The 20,347-nt window shown below is 45.9% G+C and carries 16 protein-coding genes and 2 pseudogenes; 10 read left to right on the top strand and 8 right to left on the bottom strand.

Translation table 11 applies throughout. The annotated features are described in order from the left end of the window. Window positions 1-27 precede the first annotated feature (27 nt). Together D9T21_RS22930 and D9T21_RS06140 are read right to left on the bottom strand one after the other, a co-directional pair. Window positions 28-165 (bottom strand): annotated as a pseudogene (locus tag D9T21_RS22930) (Arm DNA-binding domain-containing protein); the annotation flags it as partial. A 639-nt stretch (window positions 166-804) separates the two neighbouring features. Beyond that, window positions 805-2,118 (bottom strand): ATP-binding protein, encoded by a 1,314-nt coding sequence (locus D9T21_RS06140; RefSeq protein ID WP_036188612.1) that lies wholly within the window; start codon window positions 2,116-2,118, stop codon window positions 805-807. Between the two features lie 392 nt (window positions 2,119-2,510). On the opposite strand from D9T21_RS06140, the gene D9T21_RS06135 reads away from it, so the two are divergent. From D9T21_RS06135 to D9T21_RS06090, 10 genes are all read left to right on the top strand, one after another. After that, a complete protein-coding gene (locus D9T21_RS06135) occupies window positions 2,511-2,753 on the top strand; it encodes a helix-turn-helix transcriptional regulator (protein ID WP_007146785.1) in 243 nt (80 codons plus the stop codon). Beyond that, the gene (locus D9T21_RS06130; protein ID WP_123324189.1) at window positions 2,740-4,479 is read left to right on the top strand and encodes a DUF927 domain-containing protein; all 1,740 of its coding nucleotides are present in this window, start codon (window positions 2,740-2,742) and stop codon (window positions 4,477-4,479) included. The genes D9T21_RS06135 and D9T21_RS06130 overlap by 14 nt, the downstream gene beginning before the upstream one ends. A gap of 270 nt (window positions 4,480-4,749) precedes the next feature. Further along, the gene (locus D9T21_RS06125) at window positions 4,750-4,953 is read left to right on the top strand and encodes a helix-turn-helix domain-containing protein (protein WP_033539344.1); all 204 of its coding nucleotides are present in this window, start codon (window positions 4,750-4,752) and stop codon (window positions 4,951-4,953) included. 19 nt (window positions 4,954-4,972) lie between these two features. Then, a complete protein-coding gene (locus D9T21_RS06120; protein WP_123324188.1) occupies window positions 4,973-8,101 on the top strand; it encodes a type I restriction endonuclease subunit R in 3,129 nt (1,042 codons plus the stop codon). Window positions 8,102-8,134: 33 nt separating this feature from the next. Continuing rightward, on the top strand, window positions 8,135-9,772 hold the full coding sequence (locus D9T21_RS06115; protein ID WP_123324187.1) for an HsdM family class I SAM-dependent methyltransferase: 1,638 nt from the start codon (window positions 8,135-8,137) through the stop codon (window positions 9,770-9,772). Further along, a complete protein-coding gene (locus D9T21_RS06110) occupies window positions 9,762-11,027 on the top strand; it encodes a restriction endonuclease subunit S (RefSeq protein WP_123324186.1) in 1,266 nt (421 codons plus the stop codon). The genes D9T21_RS06115 and D9T21_RS06110 overlap by 11 nt, the downstream gene beginning before the upstream one ends. Before the next feature lie 40 nt (window positions 11,028-11,067). Continuing rightward, window positions 11,068-12,423, top strand: a complete 1,356-nt coding sequence (locus D9T21_RS06105; RefSeq protein WP_123324185.1) for an AAA family ATPase — start codon at window positions 11,068-11,070, stop codon at window positions 12,421-12,423. 3 nt (window positions 12,424-12,426) lie between these two features. Further along, the gene (locus D9T21_RS06100) at window positions 12,427-13,011 is read left to right on the top strand and encodes a hypothetical protein (protein WP_123324184.1); all 585 of its coding nucleotides are present in this window, start codon (window positions 12,427-12,429) and stop codon (window positions 13,009-13,011) included. Between the two features lie 6 nt (window positions 13,012-13,017). Further along, window positions 13,018-13,560: an appr-1-p processing domain-containing protein gene (locus tag D9T21_RS06095; RefSeq protein WP_020744576.1), complete on the top strand. Its 543-nt coding sequence runs from the start codon at window positions 13,018-13,020 to the stop codon at window positions 13,558-13,560. Between the two features lie 222 nt (window positions 13,561-13,782). Beyond that, complete coding sequence (locus D9T21_RS06090) at window positions 13,783-13,995, top strand: hypothetical protein (RefSeq protein WP_206427239.1); 213 nt, start codon at window positions 13,783-13,785, stop codon at window positions 13,993-13,995. Between the two features lie 207 nt (window positions 13,996-14,202). Here the strand turns inward: D9T21_RS06090 and D9T21_RS06085 are convergent, their stop codons facing one another. The 6 genes and pseudogenes from D9T21_RS06085 to D9T21_RS06060 form a co-directional block, all read right to left on the bottom strand. Beyond that, window positions 14,203-14,889: a hypothetical protein gene (locus tag D9T21_RS06085; RefSeq protein ID WP_123324183.1), complete on the bottom strand. Its 687-nt coding sequence runs from the start codon at window positions 14,887-14,889 to the stop codon at window positions 14,203-14,205. Between the two features lie 469 nt (window positions 14,890-15,358). Further along, window positions 15,359-17,765: pseudogene (locus tag D9T21_RS06080) on the bottom strand (TOTE conflict system archaeo-eukaryotic primase domain-containing protein). Window positions 17,766-17,790: 25 nt separating this feature from the next. Further along, entirely contained in the window at window positions 17,791-18,162 is a 372-nt protein-coding gene (locus tag D9T21_RS06075; protein ID WP_000354815.1) for a helix-turn-helix domain-containing protein, read from the bottom strand. 99 nt (window positions 18,163-18,261) lie between these two features. Continuing rightward, on the bottom strand, window positions 18,262-18,567 hold the full coding sequence (locus tag D9T21_RS06070; RefSeq protein ID WP_076922908.1) for a type II toxin-antitoxin system HigB family toxin: 306 nt from the start codon (window positions 18,565-18,567) through the stop codon (window positions 18,262-18,264). Window positions 18,568-18,763: 196 nt separating this feature from the next. Continuing rightward, window positions 18,764-19,102 carry a hypothetical protein gene (locus D9T21_RS06065; RefSeq protein WP_001160163.1) on the bottom strand — a complete coding sequence of 113 codons (339 nt, stop codon included), beginning with the start codon at window positions 19,100-19,102 and terminating at the stop codon, window positions 18,764-18,766. 1 nt (window position 19,103) lies between these two features. Continuing rightward, window positions 19,104-20,347, bottom strand: a 1,244-nt coding sequence (locus D9T21_RS06060) for a tyrosine-type recombinase/integrase (RefSeq protein WP_164464589.1), incomplete at its 5' end; no start/stop codon positions are given.

Below are 20,347 nucleotides of genomic sequence, written 5' to 3'. Positions count from 1 at the left end.
TCGCGCTTTGAGTGGTTCTCGTCTTCCTTTGGCTGTGGTGTAGCGGATCATCCAATAAGGCGAGCCCTGTTTGCGGACGCAAAAGTATAACCCTTCACCGTCTGAATATTTTTTTGGGTCGGCTTTGCTGTATGCAATAACCTGTTTTGCTGTGAGTTTTCCCATGTTTACTCCATAGTTGCTGAAATAATGGAGGGGGTAATAATGGCTGCCCACCACTAAACAGGTAGTTGGTAACGGACATCTGCAAACCGATCTGGACGAGGAAAATAAAAAAGCCCTGTATTTACAAGCAAATAGCAGGGCTTCTAAGACATTCTTGGACGGGTGAAAAAACTATTCGATGTTTTGAATTTGCTCATTGAGTAGCGGCCTAGAACCTAACAAACTCAACGAGTTATCGAAAAGAAACCGTTCAAAAATGCCTGTTTGCCCACCAAACTGCCCACCACTTGCCTATGGCTTTTACTAAATCTTAGTGATTAGCAATGGAAAAACAGTGCCGTTTTTATGCTGCTGTTAGAGCTAAAACATAGCAGTTTTGAAGGGCTTTATCGAGCACGATTTCCGTCAACATAGCTTTGCCATTTTTTCACTGGTTCTACGCGATAGTAATGAGTCAGCAGAAAGCTCACTTAGCCTGAAATGGACATTATGATGTCCATTTTAATAGAAATAAGCTCAATATGGATACTATGGTATCCAAGAGAGATAAGACTGAGTGTCGAATGGTAAGCATCAGGTCTACAAATTGTTATCCCTAAGGTAACTTTGTGTAGACCTTCGGGGCTAGGCAACGCGCTTTTACCACCTCTTTGGTAAATACTGCGTGAAATACAAAGGCATCACGATATTGGTTTGTTCTAACGCTGAAGAGCCTTGTGTACCCGTTAACTTAAAGGTTTTATTTGGAGTACATTTTTCAACGTAGGATGCCAACGATTTTGCTCTTGTACGTTTACCACTTTTGACTTCCACAGGGATGATATCGCCTTCATCGGTCGCCAAAATAAATTCGATTTCGGCGCGGGCGTCATTCCATGAATAGCTTGGGTCAACGCCAATAGCTGTGAGCTCTTGTTGCACAAAGTTTTCAGCCACATAGCCTTTGTATTCATAGTTTTGTTGCTTAATCTCTTTATAACTGCTGCCCAGCATATGATTGAGCAGGCCCACATCAAACAGAAATAGTTTAACCATATTGTCTTTTTTATAGGCCGCCAACGGAGATTTAGGTAATCCTTCAATAGGGTAGTTTGGCAAAGCTAAGCGGCAGCAGTTAAGCCAATGGATCGCGGTTTCAAAATCGCTATAACGAGATTTACGCTCATGCACATGCTTAAATTTAAAGCGTTTAACTGACTCATCGCTGACAAGTGATAGCTGGGCTGGAATGCTATTAAACACCGATTCAATCAGTGTGGCATCGACCTTCCCCGCGTACTTACCGAAATCGCGGCGATAACCTTCAACTAAATCGGCATGAATTTTTGTGACTTTTTCAACACGCTCTAGAATGCTTGAATCCTTAAACTGATACCAAGCAGAAACGGCTTCCGGCATACCACCGGTAAAAAAATAGTCGGTTAGTTTATCCATCAATTTAGTGTGCACCGCCGGTGTGCTTGCTTGACTATCAAATGCTTTGATCAGTGCTTGCTCGTTGGATGCGTAAATAAATTCTTGGAAGGTCAGTGGTCGTAAATTGTATTGTTCTACCTTGCCCACAGGGAAGGTGTTGAGCAAACCAATATTTGAACCGCTGGCTGCGACAAAATAGGACGGTGCTTTTTCGGCAAAATACTTCAGCGAAGTTACGGCTCGTTCACATTCGCCAATTTCATCTAATATCAGCAAGTCGGTGTCTGGATTGAACGCTTGGTTGGTTAACAACTCAATGTTCATTACTAGCTCGTCAGGTGACAACGAGCCATCGAACGCTTCTTTGTAAGCTGGGTTTTCAAGGAAGTCGATACGAAGGATGTTGGCAAAGGTATTCCCAAACAACTCTTGCAGTAGATAGGTTTTACCTGTTTGTCTTGCGCCATCGATCAATAATGGCTTGCGCACAGGTTGACTTTTCCATGCTATTAGGGCGTTGAGTAAGTTGCGCTGCATTGTCATTTCCCGCCAATTTAGACTGTTAACTGCCTGTAGTATAACTCAGTCTACACTTTTACGCGCAGAAAAGTGTGATATTTTACATTTTTATGCGCGTAAAAGTGTTGTGGCGTTCTAATTGAGCAAGGCTTTCCCTTTTGAGATGGCTTTGGGCACTTACCCTTTGGGCATCTGGGGCAGTTTGGGCAAAGCCTTAGTTCACGCCACTTAGGCGCACACTAACCCTGCCCACAGAGCATTTATTGTTTTGGGCACTATCTACAAACTGGGGCAAGTAGCTACTTGTACCCTCAGAAAGCTGCACGATCTGGGCATTTATCTGCCTACTGCGTCCGTTTAGTACTGGCAAACTCCTAACTGAACTTAACAGATCAGTGAGGAAGCAAACGATGAACCCAACTACACAATCATCCACCACATCAACACACCCAGCGCGTCAGCAGCGGATTTTGCGCTTGCCCGAGGTAAAGGCAAAAACAGGCTTTGGCCGCAGTACCATTTATGCCCTGATGGCCAATGGTGAATTTCCCCGTTCCATTCGTATTGGCGCGCGTGCCGTGGGCTGGTTAGAAAGCGATATCGACCAGTGGATTGAAACCCGCCGTATCGGTGCTGCTTATGGCCGTGGATAAACCATCAGCATTAAACCAATTATCTGCCAGTGATATGCCTAGCAACGAGCCAACATTACCGGCTGGTTTTGCCTATAACGCGCAAAACTGGCTGGTGATGCAACCAGCGGGGCAAGATAGCCCTGTCAAAATCTGTTCTTGGCTGCAAGTAGCTGCTCGTACTCGCGATCCGCAAGGGGACAACTACGGCTATTTATTGCACTGGTTAGACGATGACAATCGCCATCGCTACTGGGCCATGCCAGCAGAACTATTGGCCGGAGACGGCAGCGAGTACCGTCGGATATTACTTAGCCGAGGCATGCGGCTGAGTAACAGTGTCAAAGCGCGGCAGTTGCTCTCGCTGTTTATTCAACAAATGGGCGAACTGGCTACGCAAAAGGCCATTAGCGTGAACTGCATTGGCTGGCATCACCACGCTTATGTGCATCCGCGCCTCACCTTTTACCCAAGCGAACACAACAACCCGCGCATGGTGCTACAAACCATGCACCCGATAGAAGGCTTTATTCAACAAGGTAGTAGCGACAGTTGGCGGCAGCACGTTGGCCGTTATTGTCTGGATAACCCGCTATTGATTGTTGGTGTCTGCGCTGCGCTGGCCGCGCCTTTGTTGCACTTGTGCGGAGTGGATGGTTTTGGTTTACACCTCTATGGTGCCAGCAGTACTGGTAAAACCGCAGCGCTGTATCCGGCATTATCGGTGTGGGGCGAACCTAATCAACTGCGCCACAGTTGGCGTGCCACGGCCAACGGTTTAGAAGGTACAGCATTAGCGCATAACGATGCCTTGCTGGCGCTCGATGAAATGGGCGAAGTTGACCCAAAAGAGGCAGGTGATGTCGCTTACATGCTTGCCAATGGCCAAGGTAAAACCCGTGCAGGCAAATACGGTGAAATGCGCTTACCCGCCCGTTGGCGCTTGGTGTTTTTATCTACTGGCGAAGTGACGCTTGAAAGCCATCTTGCCAGTATCGGCAAGCGCGTAAAAGCTGGCCAGCAAGTGCGAGTGATTGATCTCAGTGCCGATGCTGGTGCGCAAATGGGCGTGTTTAACCAGAGTCATGGTATGAACGCCGCCGATTTAGCCGATCACCTAAAACAGCAAAGTCGCCAACATTACGGCAGTTTGGCCTTGGACTGGTTACGGTATTTAACGCAGCACAGCGCGCAGGTGCGACCCGTTTTTCAAAACGTACGCCAACGCTTTTTAGCCAGTTTACCTCCCGAGTCAGACGGCCAAGTGCGCCGAGTCGCCGAAAAATTTGCCTTACTGGCCAGCGCTGGCCTGTTAGCCATTCAAGTCAAAGTACTTGATTGGCCAGCTCAAAGTGTCGAAGCTGCCTGTTTAAGCCAGCTTAACCAATGGATACTTGCCCGCGGTGGTGTAGCCGCCAATGAAGATCAACAAGCCATTCGCCAGGTGCGCAGTTTTATTGAGCAACATGGCGAAAGCCGCTTTACGCCCAAACAAACCGGTTACAGCAGCCAAGTACGCCAACGCGCGGGTTGGCTTGATACTTCTGGCCCACACACCCTCTACCTGTTTTACCCAACTGGCTGGCGTGAAGCTACCGAAGGCCTAAGCCCAGATCGCGCCGCCAAAGCACTAATGGCCGCAGGCTACCTAATCCCCGATGGCAACCGACCACAGCGCAAAGTCAGCCTGCCCGACAACACCCGCCCACGCATGTACTGCGTGAAAGGCAGCATCTTGGATGACTAAAAAGGCGATTAATCCTGTGTAGGCTTGTCGCCTTGCAGTGCACCGCCAGTCAACCTAAGGGCTGGGCGAGGTATAAAGTCCAATGCAGACAATACTGTTAGAGGCATTCCCGTGAACCGTTAGCGTACCAACAACCAGCACCGAACGAATAACAAATTCGCTCAATTATTTGGTTTCAACTCAAATAATTTGAGAATAATCATAATCGTGGTAGGGTAAGCAATAGTGACCCCCCCAAGTTTATGGTTAAGAAAACACCGTGGAGAGAGCATGATCCGCTGCCACCTAGCCCGATTAATGGGCGAGAGAAAAATGCGCATTAGCGACGTGATGCGAGAAACCGGCCTAAGCCGTACCACCGTCACGCTACTGTACAAAGAAACCGCCCTCAAGGTGGACTTAGAAGCGCTCGATAAGCTGTGCGAGTTATTTAACTGCCCTCTAAGCGATTTGCTTGAGCAGGTTCCAAATTAAAACGATTACAAGGAATGTTATGGCCTTCAATACCAAAAAATTCAATGAAGATAGCCGAGTAAAAATCCCTGCAATTCTTCATTTAATGCGCCTAGGCTACCAATATCTATCACTTAAAGGGCAAAGCTGGGATCTCGACACTAATATCTTCCCTGACGTATTCAAAACCGCTATCGGCAAAATTAACCCTGGTATTGAAGATGCTGAAGCCGGTCGTTTGCTGGAAGATGTCAAACTACTGCTGGATAACGAAGACCTAGGCAAAGCCTTCTTTGAGCGCCTGTCAGAACGTTCAAATACCAAGCTGATCGACTTTGAGAATTTCAATAACAATACCTTCCATGTTGTTACCGAGCTAACGTGTCAAAACGGCGATGAAGAATTCCGCCCCGATATCACATTGCTTATCAATGGTATGCCGTTGGTGTTTATCGAAGTGAAGAAGCCCAATAACCGCGAAGGTATTTTGGCCGAGCGCGACCGCATCAACAAACGCTTTCAAAACCCTAAGTTCAAGCGTTTTGCCAACATCACTCAGTTTATGATTTTCTCCAATAACATGGAGTACGACGACGGCGATCCAGAACCCGTACAAGGCGCTTTCTATGCCAGTAGTTCTTACCATAAGCCGGTGTTCAACTATTTCCGCGAAGAAGAAGTCTTAAACTTAACCGCCCTGTTGAAGCCGGTATCGGATGATGACGAGCTAAAAGTCTTAAAAGACAATAATCTGGAAGTGATCCGCAGCAACCCAGAGTTCCAGACCAACAAGCAACCCGAGCGCCCAACCAACCGCATTTGTACCTCTTTACTCAGCCGTGAGCGCTTAGCCTTTATTTTGCGTTACGCCTTGGCGTATGTGTCCGAGTCAGACGGACTACAAAAACACATCATGCGTTACCCGCAGTTGTTTGCCACCAAAGCCATTGAACGCAAGCTCAGCGAGGGCGTTAAAAAAGGCATCATTTGGCACACCCAAGGCAGTGGTAAAACTGCCCTAACGTTTTATAACGTGCGCTTTTTAACCGATTACTTCCAAAAGCAACAGGTCATTCCAAAGTTTTACTTTATTGTTGATCGCCTAGACCTTCTGCAACAAGCACAGCGCGAGTTTACCGCTCGTGGTTTAACCGTACACACCATCAACTCAAGGGATGCCTTTACCCGTGACATTAAAGCCACACAGGTGATCCATAACCATTCTGGCAAGCCAGAAATCACCGTAGTGAATATTCAAAAGTTCAAAGATGACCCAGATGTGGTCAGCACCAAAGACTACAACGTCGCGATACAGCGGGTGTATTTTTTAGACGAAGTTCACCGCAGCTATAACCCTAAAGGCAGTTTCTTAGCAAACCTAAGCCAGTCAGACAGCAACGCCATAAAAATAGGCTTAACCGGTACGCCGCTATTGGGAGATGACTACAACTCACGCGCCTTGTTTGGTGATTACATTCACAAATACTACTACAACGCGTCCATTGCCGACGGTTACACCTTGCGATTAATCCGTGAAGAGATCAGTACTCAATACAAAATTGAGCTGCAAAAAGCCCTTGAAGAAGCCGAAGTGAAAATGGGCGATGTGGATCGCAAACTGATTTACGCCCACCCAAGCTTTGTTGAGCCCATGCTGACTTACATCGTAAACGACTTTGAAAAAAGCCGTGGCGCATTAAACGATGCAACCATTGGTGGCATGGTTATTTGCGACAGCTCAGATCAAGCCAAGCAGATGTTTGAAATCTTCAATGGCGTTTATGCCGAAACGCCTATTCTGCCGCAAACATCCAACTCAAAAACCGAAGTGCTTGAAATCGCTGAGCCTGCGCCAACCAGTTATGCAGAGTCTGCCAAACAAGCGCAAAAGGTAAAAAACGCGGCCCTGATTCTGCACGACATCGGCACCAAAGAAGAGCGCAAAAACTGGGTGGAAGACTTCAAAGCAGGCAAAATCGACTTTTTGTTTGTTTATAACATGCTACTCACTGGCTTTGACGCCAAACGCTTAAAAAAGCTCTACCTTGGCCGGGTGATTCGCAAGCACAACTTGCTGCAAGCGCTCACCCGAGTTAACCGAACCTACAAAGATTTTCGCTACGGTTATGTGGTGGATTTTGCTGATATTCGTAAAGAGTTTGATGCCACCAACAAGGCCTATTTCGACGAATTACAGTCAGAACTGGGCGATGAGATGGAGCACTACTCGCACCTGTTTAAATCTCAGGAAGAGATCAAGCAAGAAATCGAGCATATCAAAGACGTACTGTTCCGTTTTGATACCGACAACATGGAAGAGTTCTGCAACCAGATCAGCCAAATACAAGACCGCGATACCGTACTAGCACTCAAAAAAGCCTTAGCCGATGCACGCAGCTTGTATAACTTGATCCGCTTGCAGGGCGAGTATGACTTTCTCGATGAGCTGGATTTTGCCAAGCTCAATGTGCTATTTCGAGTTACCAGCGATAGATTAGATATGCTGAACCTTGCCAACTCAATACAGGATGGCGCAGATATTGGTAACCTGCTCAATAGGGCTTTAGAAGATGTTATTTTCACATTCACCAAAATCGGCGAAGAAGAACTAGTACTGGCCGATAAGCTGAAAAACACCCTGCGCCAAACCCGCGAAGCACTGGCTAGCAACTTTGACCAGCAAGACCCGCAATTTATCAACTTAAAAGAAGAGCTAGAGCGCCTTTTTAAGAAGAAAAACTTAAGCGAAGTGACTCAAGATGAAATGGTTGCCAACATCGACGTACTGAATAAAATTCACGACCGCGTTAAAGAGCTGAACCGCCAAAACAACCAACTTCGGCAAAAGTATCTTGGCGATGCCAAGTACACTCGTATTCATAAACGCTTACAAGAGCGCCAGCAAAGCCAAAGCGATATTAGCGAATCAGAACGCAAAATTTTTGAAGCGCTAGCAGGTGTAAAGCAAGATGCCGACGAGCAAGTGCTCAACAACAGCCAAGTGCTGGACAACGAAAGCTACTTCGAACGGCAAATGATGCCGCTGGTGATTGGCCGCTTTATGAAAGAACAGCAAATCAAACTTAACGCCGACGCCTCGCGTTACATTAACCACCTCGTCGTCGCAGAATATTTAAAAGAATTTAATACCGGCAGCCAAGCGTGGTAATGCGGGTAAAACTGATTAGGAAATAAATAGAAAATGGTTGAATTAGAATTTCAGCAAAAAACCAAAACCTTAATTGATAGCTTAAAGAGCATCTGTGCCAACTATGGTTTAGGTAACGACGGTAACGAGTTTAAAATCATTACCCAAACCTTTTTGTACAAGTTTTTAAACGACAAGTTCGCCTTTGAAGCGAAAAAGCTCGACGACACCATCGCTAAGGCTGATAAGTGGGAAGAAGCGCTGGCAGCCATGAGCGAAGACGACCTCGACATGCTGCAACTGCAAATGGGCGGCGATACCGCACGGTTAAAACCGCAGCACTTTATTAGCTACCTGTTTAGCCAACAAAACGCGCCAGACTTTGCCAAGCTATTTGACGATACCCTTATCGACATTGCCATTACCAATAACGATGTGTTTGCAGTAAAAACCGATGGCGGTGCAAAAGTAGTGCTGTTCGACCGCCTTAGCCAATACATTGCCGACGATTCAAAACGCGATGCCTTCTGCCGCGCCATTATCAATAAGCTGGTGGAATTCAGCTTTGAGCGCATCTTCACCCAAAAATTCGACTTCTACGCCACCATTTTTGAATACCTAATCAAAGACTACAACAGCAATTCCGGCGGCAAATATGCCGAGTATTTTACCCCTCATGCGGTCGCGCGCATTATGGCCGAAATCCTCGTACCACAAGCTGAGCGAGGTACCGTACGCAATGTAGCCTGTTACGATCCATCGGCAGGTTCAGGCACTTTACTTATGAACGTCGCCCACGCCATTGGTGAAAACCGCTGTAGCATTTACACCCAAGATATTTCACAAAAGTCATCAAACTTGCTGCGTTTAAACCTGATCTTAAATAACTTGGTGCACTCAATCCCGAATGTGATCCAAGGTAATACGGTGTTACACCCCTACCATAAAGACGGCAAAGAGCTAAAACGCTTTGACTATATTGTTTCTAACCCGCCATTTAAGCTCGATTTCAGCGACTTTAGGGATGAACTCGATAGCAAAGAAAACAAAGAACGCTTTTTTGCCGGTATTCCCAAAATCAAAGCCAAAGCTAAGGACAAGATGGAAATCTACCAATTGTTCTTGCAACACATCATTGCTTCACTCAAGCCTGGTGGTAAAGCAGCTGTAGTGCTGCCTACTGGCTTTATTACTGCGCAATCGGGTATTGATAAAAAAATCCGTGAACATTTGGTAAAAAACAAAATGCTGGCGGGTGTGGTTTCTATGCCATCCAATATCTTCGCCACCACCGGCACGAACGTATCCATTTTGTTTATCGACGCCAGCAACGATGGCGATGTGGTACTGGTAGATGCCTCAAACTTGGGTGAAAAAGTCAAAGACGGCAAAAACCAAAAAACCGTATTAACCGCCGAAGAAGAACAACAAATTATTGATGTATTTAACGCCAAAGAAGCGGTAGAAGACTTTTCCGTTGCGGTGAGTTATGACGACATAGAGGCCAAAAATTACTCATTAAGTGCAGGCCAATACTTTGATGTCAAAATCGAATATGTCGATATCACCCCAGAGCAGTTTGCACAAAAAATGCAGGGCTTTACCAGCAATTTAGATAGCCTGTTTAGTCAGTCTCGTGAGTTGGAAACTGAGATCAAAAAGCAGTTGGCGGGGTTGAAGTATGTTAAGTAGCGCTTGGAAATATGTTCCTGGTAATGAGTATTGTGTAAAAGTCACGGATGGCACACATGACTCACCAAAACAAGCTGAGTGTGGAAAACCACTTATCACCTCTAAACACATAAAGGGTGATGTGATTGATTTTGATACTGCTTATCTAATAAGTGAACACGACTTCAATGAGATCAACAAAAGAAGCAAGGTTGATCAGTGGGATGTCATTATTAGCATGATAGGTGCGTATTGTGGTTTCTGTTTTATTGAAAGCAATGAAGAAATAGAATATGCCGTAAAAAATGTTGGTTTATTTAAAGCTGGCACTGAAGTTAATGCCAAGTGGCTCTACTACTATCTCAACTCACCAATAGGAAGAGCCCATCTTGATGCTGTTAAAAGTGGATCAACACAACCATATATAGCGTTAGGTGCGCTTAGGAACCTTCCAATTCTCGTCCCTAAGGAAGATGACGTTAAGGAAAAAATAGTTGCTATTTTAGATGCCATAGATACAAAAATACGAGTGAATAACCGCATCAACGCCGAACTGGAAGCTATGGCCAAAACCCTGTACGACTACTGGTTTGTACAGTTCGACTTCCCCGACGACTCGCCACAAGGTCAGGGCAAACCCTACAAATCCTCCGGCGGAGAAATGGTCTACAACCCAACCCTCAAGCGGGAAATACCGGAGGGGTGGGATGATGCATCGCTAGTTGATATTGCTACGTTTACTAATGGTATCGCTTGTCAGAAATATTACCCCACGGGCGATGAACCTACTTACAAAGTAATCAAAATAAGAGAATTTAGCTCTGGCTTCGATGATAGTTCGGAATCCGTTCATCAAGGTGTACCTGAAAAAGTGGTAGTAAATGATGGCGACATTCTTTTCTCGTGGTCAGCAACTTTGGAAGTTAAGTTGTGGGCAGGTGGCACAGGGGCGTTAAATCAGCACATTTTCAAAGTTACATCGGAAAGTTATCCAAAAACTTTCTATTACTTCGAAGTTTTGAAATATTTGGAGTATTTCAAAATGGTCGCAGAGCTTAGAAAAACCACTATGGGGCATATAACCAAAGATCACCTTGTTACAAGCCGAATTTGCCTGCCACCTAAAGACTTAATCAAGGCTATGGATGCAAAGCTTTCACCGATTCTCAGTAAGATAATTAGTAACAGTCAACAAAATGCAGAACTGGAAAAGCTCCGCGACTGGCTACTCCCCATGCTAATGAACGGCCAGGTCACCGTTGGGGAGGCGAGCTAAATGTTGAACCTAACACCACACCGCTTAATTAGGAGGGCGCATGAAATTTAACTTTGCACACTTAGGCGGTATTGATAAAGGCACCGTTGAACTGGGCGATTTAACCGTGATTTGTGGCCCCAATAATATGGGTAAAACCTATATTAGCTATGCCATCTATGGCTTGTTACGTCATTTTAAACAGTGGATTGATTTGTCGGTCTCCCGTGAGCGCCTTGCACAGCTGCGCGACGAAGGCACGTTATTGATTGAGTTGACTGACTATCAAGCGAAATTAGCAGATTACCTTAAAAACGCCTCTTCAGAATTTTCTGAAAACTTGCCACGTTACTTCAATGTACCGGAAGATTTTTTTAACGGTGCTAAAGCGGAGTTTAGCCATGACCAGCTAGTGTTTGACTTTACTAATGAGTTTAAACAAGCCGTGAGTTTTGGGCAGTCAGAACAGTTAAGCTTTTACAAGGCCGAAAATGAAACCGTGTTATCGGTCACTTTCCAAACGAAGAGCGGGGGGCGAGTACCGGACCGAATTTTAGATGATGTGATTAGCGATCATATTACCGACTGCCTATTTGCGGATTTATTGCCGCGCCCCTTTGTAGTCACATCAGAACGCACCGGCATTGCCTTGTTTTACAAAGAGCTGGATATCAGTAAAAACGCCATTATCGAGCACATTACCAGTGGCGATAAGGTAAACCCGATTGATCTGCTAAACAGTATGCGTTCGCGTTATGCCCAGCCAATCCACGACAATATTAACGTGGTACGCGAATACGAAAATCTGTGTAAGCGTAAGAGTTTTATCCGTGAAGAGAGCGACTGCAAACCGATTCGAGATGCGCTGCAAGACTTAATGGGCGGCTCTTACAAAGCGGTCGATAAACAAGTGATGTATATGCCGAAAAAAGAACGCGGCCGCGATAAGGTTGCTGTGCCTGTTTATGTGGCATCCTCTTCCATTAAGTCGTTGTTTTTAATTGACCTCTACATCAACTCGTTAGCCGAGAAAAACGGCATGTTGATCATCGACGAGCCAGAGCTGAACCTGCACCCAGATAACCAGCGAAAAATGGCTGGGCTATTGGCGCGTTTAGTGAACTCTGGCGTGAAAGTGCTGGTGACAACCCATAGCGATTATTTGATCCGCGAGCTCAACAACCGCGTGATGCTTAACCTTGATGTCGAAAACAAAGAGCAGATTATGAAATCGGCAAAAATGACCGGTTTAGACCTGCTGAAACCTGAAAAAATCAAAGCCTACAGCCTAAAAGATGATCACCAGATACATACCGTTGACGTGGACAAGTACGGCATCAATATGGAAGTGTTTGATAATTTAATCGCCGATGCCAACGAGCTGGCCGATAAAATTTACTACGGTATCAAGGAGTGATGCATGCTGGCAGCGATGAAGGAGATCATCAACCCTGATGTGGTTATCCATTACGATACCGCCAAGAAACAGTTAAAACTGAAAGAAGATGGGGCAGATAGCAAGGTAGCGACGCTGTATATCGAGCATATACCCGACAATGCCCTCGCCTTTACTTTGGATTATCAGCCTAAAAAAGATAAGCAGAAATATAAACAGCTTTCACTCTATGTAAAATCGACTAACGGCGTAGGCGTGAATCAAGGCTGTGACCTGATTATTTTATGGCAAGATACCGAACAAAAACGTGCATTAGTATTCGATCTAAAATCCGATAGGCTGAAGCCTAAGGATAATCAGAAGCAACTGGATAATTCAGAGTTGTTCTTAAAATACCTACTGAGCATGGCAGAAGTCCATTACGAAATAGATGCCAACGGTATTGAAATTGATAAAGCCATCGTGACCACCAATGCCAGAAATGTACGCAAAAGAACCACATACCAGCCAAATGCTGATACGGCACAGATTGGTAATTACAAAGTTGAAAGTGTGGTGGCTAACTCTTCAAGAACGGCCTGTATTTCCTTTCGGCAGTTAACCAGGTGATGTGAGATGACACTTGGTAGCGCCTTAATAATTGTGCTAATGCAACGCTATCTAAGAGGTTTGCTTGACCCAACCGTTTCGTTACTTGAAGTTCATAAGCTTTTGTATTTCATGCAAGAAGCAGGTGAGCCATTAAGATTAAAATACGAAAAAGCGCATTATGGCCCTTATGCACAAAATTTGCGGCATGTGCTCAATGCGATTGAAGGGCACTTTATCTCTGGTTATGCCGATGGTGGAGATGCACCTGAAAAAGAGTTACAGCTGGTGCCAGGCGCTATAGAAGATGCGCAGGAATTTCTTACTCAACACCCTGACACTCAAACACGATTTGAGAAAGTGTCGCAGCTAGTCGAAGGTTTTGAGTCCCCGCAAGGCTTAGAACTTTTGGCAACGGTGCATTGGTTAAGTAAATATGAGCGAGTACAAAGCACCGAAGCGCTTGTACAAAAGGTGCACTCATGGAATGCACGCAAACAAATGTTTACTGCAAGGCAAATTGCGATTGCAGAGCAGGTGTTAACAGATCAAAGCTGGATAACTGCGTAGTTAATACATAACGCAACTATTAGGAAATTCCAGATAGTTTATTTTTACTTTGTCTGGTTCCTTTTTTCTGTTAATTCTAAGAGCAGTACTTTGACAGTTCGAGTTTGTTTTTTGGCTGTGAGCCGCTGGGTATTGCTACCGACATGAATGTCGGTAGCAACATGTTATTCAGAGTGATTTCTGTTTTCTAGCTGTTAGTCAAAGCAGTGGGGATGATTTGTTATGAATACTCGAACCTGTTCAATTTGCGAGATGGGCCAACTCATCCTGCATACTGAAAAGATTACGGTTGAGCATTTGGGTCAACAAGGCCAAATTGAAAGCCAGTATTCAATGTGTGATTACTGTAATAGTGTACAGGCAGGCGAAGATGAAGCTCGATTTAATCAGCTCGCCATGAATGCCTTTAAAAAGCAGGTGCTTAAAAAAGTCTGATACTTAAAAAGGTATGAGTGATGGCGGGTGTGTGACTCATTGATCAAAATGGCAGTTGTTCGGTTATTCCGAACAACTGCTAAGTAAAATCGACATCAAAAAATATCGAGCTATTTGGCGCTTTTGATATTAAAATCGCATCAACAACACCCCTCCCGCTACCCGTTAGATCAGCGCCCCGCGAGGGGTTACTCGTTTTTAAGGCTTCTAATTTTTGCTACCGTAATCAGTTACGGCACCAAAATTAGCTTTCATCCACACATCATTCTCCGGCCCACAAAGGTGGTGCAGCAGCGCTAGGTTGATCTGGTGGCTGATCACGTTGCTGTTTCGTTTTTGGCTCTCCTTTCTAAAACCTCTCAGTAATAACCCCGTACATGATTTGCCCATTTGCTCTGGCGAACTGGGCAGGCAAAAGGCGCGGTTTTGCTGTTTGGGGTGCAAGGTAGCGCGCTTTCCTGTTTTAGATAAAGGCGTTATGCACCAAAAGATGCAGGCGTTGGCGGGCGTGTTTGCTTGCAATGTTCTGGTTTGTATTGTGCCGTTCATATATACCGGTAAAAAATGTGCCGGTAACAAAACCAACCCGCCTTGCGCGTGGCCATCAACCTCAGGTAAAGGTAGCCAATACAGGTTTGGCCATTGCTCGGGGCTTTGCCATTTTTCTACGATCACTTGTGCGCCAATGCTATTTAGCCATTGGTGAATCGGGCAGCCTGGGTGCGCTTGTTTAACCCGCGGTAACTGATAGGTCAACCAGCGGGTTAAGCGTTCGGCCGCATTATCGCACTGGCTTAATGCTGGGTAGAGAGTAAACGCGCCATGCCCAACCAGTAAAGCGACCACCTGCTGTATCCATTCTCTATCCCAATCGTTGTCACTTGCCCATAACACGTCACTTATCACCTTGTTGGTTCGTCTTGCCGTCTATTTTCAGTCGTCGGGTGCAGACTCGGTGGTGAAATAGATGAAAGAAATGGCCATCAAACTAACCAGTCAAATCGGTTTTTTATGATGACCTGTGCGCGGCTAACTATTTGATATACATAGTCCAATACGGTGCTGTTTGGCTGCGTTCGCCAAATGCAAAAAAATCGAGACGCCAAACGATCGTTTGCATTCTGGGTTTGAAAAACCAAACGGTTTGTACTTTGGTGTCGAGATTGGTTTAGGGTGCAAAAAGTGCCAAACCTTGCTTTGTGCCAGTACCGGCAAGGCTTAGCAGCGTTGGATTTCAATCGAGAAGCCAAACAGTAAGTGGTCTAATTTCCCTGTTTGGCGTTTCGATCCAAAAGCCAAACGGATAGTGGTTTTGGCGTATGGGTATAAAAGTATGAGGAAGTGTTCAACGAAGAGCGGCTTGCTAATTTAACTTGGGATTTGATGGAGAGGTGTCTTCCAACTTGAGTGAAGGTTGCTTGTCACTGTTACCCTCAAAGTATTCAAGGGCGTACCCCATTGCCTTGTAGCTTTTCTCGCGTTTTTTAAACATGCGTTGCAGCATAGGGAGGGCGCAGTCCACATAGTCGTGAATGGTGACTTGTGTTTTTCCTTCCGATTCACGATGAATACGACCGGCATATTGAGCCAATGTACCTTTCCATGCGATGGGCATGGCCAAAAACAACGTATCCAGTCTTGGTAGGTCAAATCCTTCGCCCACATATTTTCCTGTTGCGACGATGGCTTGAGCCGATTGTAGATGATTATCAGCATTCTTGCGTTCCGCAGCATTCATGGCGCCTTTGAGTACGACAGTGCTTATACCCATCTCGGTAAGTCGTAAATATATGTACTCTGCGTGCTCTCTACGCTCAGTAAGGACTAAGGGGTGTCCCCCATTTTGAACACACTGAGAGGCGTCTGAGACAATTTTTGAAGTGCGCTGTTGGTTATCGACGAGCCAGCGGTAGGCATCGCTTATTTTGGGGCGCTCATCTGTTTTTATTAGCTCAGCTGGCGGTATATCGTAGAGCTGATGAATCATCACGGTTTGAGTAAATTGCTCATCAGGGCTTTGTTTCACTTTGTAGCGAATGGGCCCTGCCGCCATAAAAATGATCTTCTGATGGCCATCTTGTCGCTCTGGCGTTGCTGTTAGGCCCAATACATATTTTGCTCTTACCTCGTTGAGTACCATTTCAAACCTTGGCGCAGACAGATGGTGGCATTCATCAACAATAATGTGGCCGTAGTCTTGGATGAGAGGCGTGATGGAGTTGTCTTTTTTATTAACCAAGCTTTGGTAGGTGGCAATGTCGATAATGCCACTCGGCTTTCTTTTACCCCCGCCTATACTGCCAATGTTTACGTCGGGTAGGAACGTGCGTAATCGCTCTTGCCACTGTTCAAGCAGTTGTCGGCTATGAACCAGTATGAGGGTATTTACTTTGCGTTTTACGATCATGCCGATGGCAGTAACCGTTTTTCCAAATGCGGTCGGCGCATGCAAAATACCGAAGTCGTGTTTAGATATTGCGGCCACTGCGTCACGCTGGTTCTTTCGCAAAGTGAACTCGGGGGTAAGTTTTAAAAATGGTTTGCCGGTTTCGCGCTTATCGTCGAACAGTGGCGAAATATTGTGCTCTTGTAGCAAAGCAATCGCGTCATCGAGACAGCCACGCGGTAGTGCTAGATAACCGTTTTCAATACGAGCACAGGAAATAAACCTCGGAATGCCATGGGTTGAAAAGCGCAACGCTTGTGTTTTAAAAAACACAGGATTAGAAAAACTCGCTAATCGCTTGAGTCCTGCCAGTAGTGGCCCAGGTAACTCGCTCATCAAAAAGTAGATATGGTTAGCCAAGGTAATGGTCACGGTTTTCGGCAAAGACTCTAATTTTATTGGTGTGGTTTTGGCTGTGATTTCCCAAGGTGGGCGGTTATCTGTTAGCCCTTGTTCGGACAGTAATAGGGTATTGGGTGAAATGGTTGTTATGAGTTGATCAATACTCGCCTGAGTGAGTGTTTTAAGCTCAGCTAGGTACTGCCATTTATCGTCAATCGCATTCAGGTCACTGTCAACAAAGCAACTACGGCCTGAAAGGCGAGCCTCCTTTTGAAGTGGTAACGCAATGAGATTACCAAAACCGCCCTCAGGAAGGACATCTTGGTTAGGAAAGAGCCTGTCATAGGAGTCAAACGATAGATTTGGAAATATTTCCATGGCTTTATCAAGTAAAGCGAAACCAAGTGCCCGAGCTTGGTTAGCTGGGATATTGGTGTCAAAAAAGATCCATAAGTGCGCCCCGTTGCCAGATCGCGAGATTTCTATCGCGTGGGGAATATCAAACGCTTGGCACGCTTTAGACATTGCTTTGACTTCTTCTTGCCAACAGCCTTTGTCAAAATCGGCTGCCAACAAATAGCACGTATTATCTTTCAGTAAGGGATACAGCCCCACCACTTGATGACCGGCAAGGTGCCTGTAAATAATGCGCTCGTTTAGTTCGCTAAACTTTCGGTGTGAACAGTCTTGGCATTTAATGCGGGGCTTGTTACAAACCCCGTTTACCCATTCATTATCACAGGCTACGGAATAGCCACTGCGCCCCTGTTGATTTTGCCAACTATTGGCGAAGATATCCTCTTCCACGAAATCGTTGTCTGAATAGGGCGACTTTTTGTTCTGGCGTGAATGTCTGTACTGAACGCTTGTTTTGAGCGCTACGCAAAGCCTCTCTTAATGCGAGAAGCTGCTGCTTTTCGTTTTCAAGCTCAGCTAGCCTGTTATCAATAGCTGAAATATTTGGGTAGCGAGCGTCATTCATGACAACATAATTTTTATGCGCAGCGCTATGAAGCGCGAACTTGCGGCGGTTTGATGAGCGACTCTGCTGGAATACCTAGCCCTTCATGAAGTTTCCAAATCATTTTTAGCGTGAGTGATCGCTTATGGTTTAGGATTTCATAAACACGATTGCTTTTACCTATCATGGGTTCAAGATCTTTAACCGTTAAGCCTTTGCGCTCCATCTCAAACTTTATTGCCTCAACAGGGTCTGGCAAATCCATTGGAAAATGCTTTGCTTCGTAGGCTTCAACTAACGTAACCAAAATGTCCAGCTTTTCGCCTTCGACGGTATCAGGCTCCGCCATCATTAGGTTTTCGATGTCGTTTAATGCCGCGCGGTAGTCGGCATCTGTTTTAATAGGTCTGATGTCCATTATATTTACCTCTTGTTACTACCGTTTGGCTTCAAATCGTTTGCACATCAATTTTTTATTCGGCTCGTCCATGAGCCTCACCCTTCGGGCTCGCGTTGCTCATGAAAATTCGTTCCCGACGAATTTTTCGTATTGCGCATGGCTGCCGATAAACCGTATGTAAACCACCTTGTAGGCATAATTGATCCAAACAACTAACCGGTATTTATTACCGGCAATGTTAAACACGACACGCCCATCTTTGAGGATGCTGGCATTTCTAAAGTCCTGTTTCACATCCGACGGTGATCCCCAATCAGCGTTTAATGCATGCCTATACCACGCTAAAGTTGGCTCTTTCGCGTCAATGTATTCTGGGCTGTCTTCCCAAAATGTTTTTAAGGTTGATAGTGCGATAATTCTCATAAACAGATGGTAGTCCCATATTGGGACTTTTGCAAGTTTGGTATTTTTGATGCGGTTAGGAGTTTTTACCGCATCCCCAATTGCCCCATTCCTTGGGGCGGTTCACATCCCTCTTATTCACCCTCTGAAGCTCGGCATATCAAGTGTTGCCCCATTGTCCCAACTGCCCACGGTAAGTGCGCAATTGGCTGTCTTGTTAGTTTCGCCTGATGGGCCTTTTCGGCATGCGGCTGCGTTTGCCATCGAAGAAGGCCAATACTCTGAACCAATAGAGTGATTCTTCATAACCTAGGCTATGCGTTGGGCGTGCAGGCGGGATGAGCCCCAGTTTGCGTCCTAAACTGACAATCACGTAGAACATGAGCTTTAGCATCAGCCAAGGAGCGAGTACCACGAATACCATCAGGCAATGCCGAGTAAGTGCGTAGCCTATACCATGAGGTTGTTCGAGTAAGGCAATGCCAATACACCAACCAAGCCCTGCCAACATGGTGATTGGAAAGGTAATGGGGGCAAGTCGCATCATAAACTGCATGTTAGCACCCTCCTGTGTGGTTTTGTGAAGCGGGCTCAAAGTTCACCAGTGGTTCAACCACATCAGCCACGATTTGATGGGCAATTCGGCGCTCTTCAAAGTAATCGTGGCGGTCGTAAATACCCTCAACACCTTTTAGCTTATGGTTAAGACAGCGTTCGGCTACGTTGCCTGCAATGCCCAAAGAGGCGGCAAGGCTGCGAAAGGTGCGGCGCAAATCGTGTACGGTGAAGTGTTCAAGTTTGCCCATTTTATTGGGAGGCTGCTTTTTGCGCCCAGGCTCGCGACCAAAGAGTTTAGATATGGCACGGTTGAGTGTATCTGGCCCCATATGTGGGCGATGGCTTGCTCGTCTGGCTGGGAAAACATAAGGCGAGCCACAAGCGCGGACTTGCAGCTCGTTAAACCAGGCAATGGCTTGGCGCGGTAAGGGGATGCTAATGGGTACGCCGGTTTTGCTGCGTTCTTTGGGTAGATCCCACACGCCTGTGGTTAAATCCATTTCACGCCACATGGCTTCGCACAGTTCGCTTTTGCGTACACCCAACACCAAAAACAGGCAGCAAGCGAGGTAGTTGTCGCGGCCAAAGCTATTGATATGGGTATGAAACACGCTAAAGGCGTAGTGAATTTCCTCTTTGCTGAGCATCCTGTCTTTACTAGACTCCACGCCACCGGCATCGTCTACGGTAAATGCTGCGGCTGGGTTGTTCAGCGTTAAGTCGAGCTTTATCGCATGCCGAAACAGCTGCTTCATGTACATCAAGGTATCGTTGGCAATGGTAGGGCGGTTACTTTCTCGAATACGCTCTAATACTTCGCGCACGTCTCGTGCGGTCACCTCAGCAATACACTTAATGCCAATGACAGGGCTTATGTCTTTGGTGTAAACCCGATACGGAATCATGGGATGCTTTAGTCGTCTACTCAGATCGGTTCGATACCAGTCATGGAACAGTTGATCCACGGTTTCAATGTCAGGTAACTCGATTTTCTGTTTTTCTAGAAGAGGATCTATGCCGTCACGTACTTCCTTTCGAAAGTATGCGGCGGCAATTCTGGCGTCTGCCAACGACATTAAAGGAAATTGCCCCAAGGTTGCTTCTCGTCTTCCTTTGGCTGTGGTGTAGCGGATCATCCAGTAAGGCGAGCCTTGTTTGCGGACGCAAAAGTATAGACCTTCACCATCTGAATATTTTTTTGGGTCGGCTTTGCTGTATGCAATAACCTGTTTTGCTGTGAGTT

Origin of the sequence: Marisediminitalea oceani, assembly GCF_003731635.1 — a bacterium.
In the GTDB taxonomy this organism is placed as follows: Bacteria; Pseudomonadota; Gammaproteobacteria; order Enterobacterales; family Alteromonadaceae; genus Alteromonas; species Alteromonas oceani.
The sequence above is the reverse complement of the archived record's forward strand: the minus strand, read 5'-3'. Positions and strand labels throughout refer to the sequence as shown.